Genomic DNA, 4,453 nt, shown 5'->3' on the forward strand with positions numbered 1-4,453 from the left:
CGTGTGCGGGATGGGGATCGCTCGGCTCGTCTGTCGGCGCTATCCGCAGATCCATGCTTGTCGGTCCCTCCACCCTGGCTCCTACATACCTCGTAGGAGCCGGGAGGAACATACAAGCCATGCTCGGCTGCTCTCCGCGAAAAGCAGCCGAGCATGGCTCGGCTCTACAGAAAACCAAAAGCAGCCAAGCACGGATCGGCTCTACAGCGCTTCCGCCGCGCAGCGGGTTACGGCGCCAGTTCCACCCGGTTGCGGCCGTTGCCCTTGGCCCGGTACAGCGCGGCGTCGGCACGGGCCAGGGTCTGGTCGGTGGTTTCGCCGGCCTGGTACTGGGCCACGCCGATGCTGACCGTCACCGGGAAGCCCAGCGGCAGGTCGGCCACGGCCATGCGCAGGAACTCGCACTGCAGTTCGCCGGTGCGCAGGTCCACGTCCGGCATCAGCGCCACGAATTCCTCGCCGCCATAGCGTGCGGCCATGCCGCGGCCGGCGAAGTGCGAGCGCAGCAGCGCCCCCAGCTCGGCCAGTACCCGGTCACCGGTGGCGTGGCCCTGAAAATCGTTGATGTGCTTGAAGTGGTCAATGTCGACCAAAGCCACGCAGGTCGGCCGCGGCTGGCCATCGGCGCTGCTCACGGCGTCCTGCAGGGCAGCGGCCATCGCGCGCCGGTTCGGCAGGCCGGTCAGCGCGTCGGTGCGGCTCTGTTCGGCCAGATCGGCGTTCTGCGCCAGCAGCACGTCGTGGTACTCGGACAGCAGGCGCTCGTAATCGTCCCGCTGCATCATGTGGCTCTGGATATCCCGCGCGAAGCGGCGCAGCTCCATTACCAGCATGACCTGGCGCGACAGCGCGGCCAGTGCCTCGGCCTGGCTGGCATCCAGGTACTGGGGCTCAGGATCGAACACGCACAACGTGCCCAATGGCTGACCGTCACTGCTGATCAGTGGCGCACCGGCATAGAAGCGCACATGCGGATCGCCGGTGACCAGTGGGTTGTCGTGGAAACGGACGTCCTGCTGCGCATCCTCCACCACCATGACCTCTCGCGGTTTCAGGATTGCGTGCCCGCACATCGAATCGTCACGCGGCAGCTCGACCGCCGAGGTTCCGTTGATCGATTTGAACCACTGCCGTTCAACATCGATCAGGGTAACCGCAGCCATGCTGGTGCCACACACGGCCTTGGCGATGACCACCAGGTCATCGAAGGATTTTTCGCGATCCGAATCGAGGATGTGGTAGCGGCGCAGCGCTTCCAGGCGTTGGGACTCATCAGTCGGCTTGTCGGGCTTGATCACGCAGCGTCACTTTCCGGCAGGTCACTGCGGAGTCTAGCCGATCATGCCGCCCGCCAGCCGAGCGTGGGCTCGGCTCTACAGATGCGCGTTACCAGTCCTGCTGCTTGGGCAGCAGCCCGCGCAGTTCCTGCTCGGTCAGGTTGCGCCACTGGCCCGGCTTCAGCGCACCGATCTTGATGTTGTCGATGCGCACGCGGCGCAGCTGAGTGACGCGGTAATCGAACGCGGCGGCCATCAGGCGGATCTGCCGGTTCAAGCCCTGCTCCAGAGTAATGCGGAAGCCGAACTTGGCGATGCGCGAGGTGCGGCACGGCAGGGTCATCTGGTCGTGGACACGCACACCGCGGGCCATGCCGCGCAGGAATTCATCGGTGACCGGCTTGTTGACCGCCACCAGATATTCCTTCTGGTGGCCGTTCTCGGCGCGCAGGATCTGGTTGACGATGTCACCATTGCTGGTCATCAGGATCAGGCCCTCGGAGTCCTTATCCAGGCGGCCGATCGGGAAGATGCGCTGCTCGTGGCCGACGAAATCGACGATGTTGCCCTTTACCGAGCTTTCGGTGGTGCAGGTCACGCCCACCGGCTTGTTCAGCACGATGTAGACGTGGCGGCGGGCGCCGGGCTTGCGGGCCACGCGCACCTGCAGCGGCTGGCCGTCGACCAGCACGGTGTCACCTTCGCCGACCACGGCGCCGGTACCGCCCAGGTGGCCGTTGACGGTGACCCGGCGGGCGGCGATCAGGCGATCGGCCTCACGGCGGGAGCAGAAGCCGGTTTCGGCGATGTATTTGTTGAGTCGGGTGGTCATGGCCCCATTATCGGCCATCGCCGCCCCGCCTGGGTCACGCCGGCAGCAATGGATCGACGGTTTCGCCGTCGAAGACCCGGTTGCGACCGCTGCGCTTGGCCACGTACATGGCATGGTCGGCCCGTCGCAGCAGCGCGGCCAGGTCATCCTCGCCCGGTCGCCACTGCGCCAGGCCGATGCTGGCGGTCACTTCCAGGCTTGGCACCGGCAGCTCCCGGCACAGCTCGGTGATGCGCTGGCGCAGCTGCTCCAGCCGGGCGGCGGCAAGGTCTCGCGGCATGCCCGGCAGCAGCAGCAGGAACTCTTCCCCGCCCATGCGCACCACCTCGTCCTGGTGGCGCACGGCCGCGCGCAGGGCCTGGGCCACGGCCACCAGCACCTGGTCCCCGACCGCATGGCCATGGCGGTCGTTGATGTCCTTGAACAGGTCGATGTCGAGGAAGCCGATCACCAGCGTGCCGCCCTCGCGCTGCACCCGCTGCAGCTGCTGGTCCAGCTGCTGCAGGCCGGCGCGGCGGTTGGGCAGGCCGGTCAGCATGTCGGTCTCGGCCAGCTGGCGCATCTCGTCGCGCTGCTGGCGCAGTCGCCCCAGGCGCTGATTGAGCGCGTAGGCGGCCATCATCAGCAGCCAGGTGACGGCCAGCTGCAGCGCCTCCACCCGGTATTCGAACAGCCACTGCGCGCGGGTCGCATCGGCCACCACCAGCACCAGCATCGGCGACAGCGCGGCCAGCCCGGCCACGGCCCAGGCATCGCCGCGCACGCGCGCCCACACGCCCATGGCCAGCGACAGCAGGCAGCCGCTGATGAAGCAGCCCTGCAGCACCCGCGCCACTACCACCAGACTCTCCCGCTGCAGCCACGGCACCAGCGCGGCCCCGCCCATCAGGCCCCACAGCAGCAGCTGCTGGGCCAGGCGCGAACGCGGCAGCACGCGGTCACCGCCGTTGAGGCGCCACAGCGCAGGCAGCACCAGCGCCAGGGTCGCCGCTGTCAGCGACAGCAGCCACCAGGGGCCGCGATCGCCGATCGGCAGCCACGGTTCGGGGTAGCCACTGAGGCCGCCGAGGATGGACTGCCACAGCACCAGAACCACGGTGGCGGCGATATAGAACAGGAACGTGCGGTCACGCGTGGTCAGGAAGGCCATCAGCGCCGACAGCGCCAGGGCGATGGCCACGGCGATGCAGGCCGCGCGTACCAGCAGGCGCGCGGTGTCGTTCTGCTGCACGGGACTGGGTGCACCCAGCAGCAGCGTCGGCACCCAGCGCGCCTTCAACGGCCGCTGCCAGGACACCACGAACGGCTCGTGGCTGCCGGCCGGCGGCACCGCGACCATGCCGATGCCGGCGCGGAAGCGCGAATCACGGGTGCGCGCGTCGTGCATGTTGCCGCAGATCTCGCGGTCGCCATGCTTCAGGCGTACTTCACCAGCGAACACGTTGAACACATCCAGCGCCTGCGGCTCACCAGACCAGCCTTCGGGCGGTGCCGGGACGGTGACCTGCTGGCGGTCGCCGGACAGCATCTGCGGCGTGCAGGCGCGATGCGGGGTGGGCTCATCGGTGGCGGCGCCGACCAACAGGTAATCGCGGCCGTTTTCGACCGTTCGCGCATGGCCGAGCCATGGCGCGGCGAGCACCATCAGCAGCACGACCAGCACCGCCCCCGTTCCGTAACGCCACTGCCTGCCGACCACGCTACATCCTGATTCTGCTTACGCCCGCGCCCGCTGCGCGTCGCCCCTGGCAGGCATTATCGCAGCGGAATGAGCCAGGAATGTGTAGGCCAATGGTGGTAGTCAGGGGTGTTGGTCGGCAGGGCTTGCAGCCCTGCACCTGCTCAATGCAACGGCAACGGCCAAAGCGAAAGCGGCATTCCGTGGGTTGGCGGGGTGGGTCCGGTTGAGGGGGACGCTGCAAGTCCCCCTCCGGGGCCCGGCCCAGCCGCTGGCGGCTGTGCGTTCGGGCGCTTGCGAAGCAGTGCTTCGCAAGCAGAGCGCCCTCACCCATGTAAGCTCGGTCGCCGCTTGCTCGTGTGCGCTGTCCTGCGCACACGGCAAGACCGGGGTTGGGCGTCCTGCCCAACCCGCCCGAGGCATGCCTCGGGCCCATGCGGCTCACGCCCCCTCAACCGGACCCACCCCGCCTTCGACAGTTCTCCGCGATCTGACCCCGATTTATCTCGAAGTCGGACAGATGTGTCGACCAAGGTCGACACCTACCAACAGCACACGGAATCTGTCAGTGGCGGGGCGGTGGGGGTGGGCAGGACCGTTGGCGCCATGGATGGCGCCATCGAGCCTCCATGGACGGGTTTACGGCGTGTCCTGCCCACCCCCCCC

The 4,453-nt window shown here is 68.0% G+C and carries 3 protein-coding genes; all 3 read right to left on the reverse strand.

From position 1 onward, the window contains the following. Positions 1-227 precede the first annotated feature (227 nt). Entirely contained in the window at positions 228-1,298 is a 1,071-nt protein-coding gene (locus tag FJU31_RS13235) for a sensor domain-containing diguanylate cyclase (RefSeq protein WP_150455164.1), read from the reverse strand. A gap of 88 nt (positions 1,299-1,386) precedes the next feature. Continuing rightward, on the reverse strand, positions 1,387-2,109 hold the full coding sequence (locus tag FJU31_RS13240) for a pseudouridine synthase (protein WP_150455165.1): 723 nt from the start codon (positions 2,107-2,109) through the stop codon (positions 1,387-1,389). Between the two features lie 34 nt (positions 2,110-2,143). Next, on the reverse strand, positions 2,144-3,754 hold the full coding sequence (locus FJU31_RS13245; protein ID WP_425473704.1) for a sensor domain-containing diguanylate cyclase: 1,611 nt from the start codon (positions 3,752-3,754) through the stop codon (positions 2,144-2,146). Positions 3,755-4,453 lie beyond the last annotated feature (699 nt).

It is taken from the genome of Stenotrophomonas cyclobalanopsidis (assembly GCF_008710035.1).
GTDB classification, from domain to species: domain Bacteria; phylum Pseudomonadota; class Gammaproteobacteria; order Xanthomonadales; family Xanthomonadaceae; genus Stenotrophomonas; species Stenotrophomonas cyclobalanopsidis.

Bases quoted from the DNA above. Each gene is read 5' to 3' on its own strand.
- FJU31_RS13240 (WP_150455165.1), bottom strand. From the start codon at position 2,109: ATGACCACCCGACTCAACAAATACATCGCCGAAACCGGCTTCTGCTCC.
- FJU31_RS13245 (WP_425473704.1), bottom strand. From the start codon at position 3,754: ATGGTGCTCGCCGCGCCATGGCTCGGCCATGCGCGAACGGTCGAAAAC.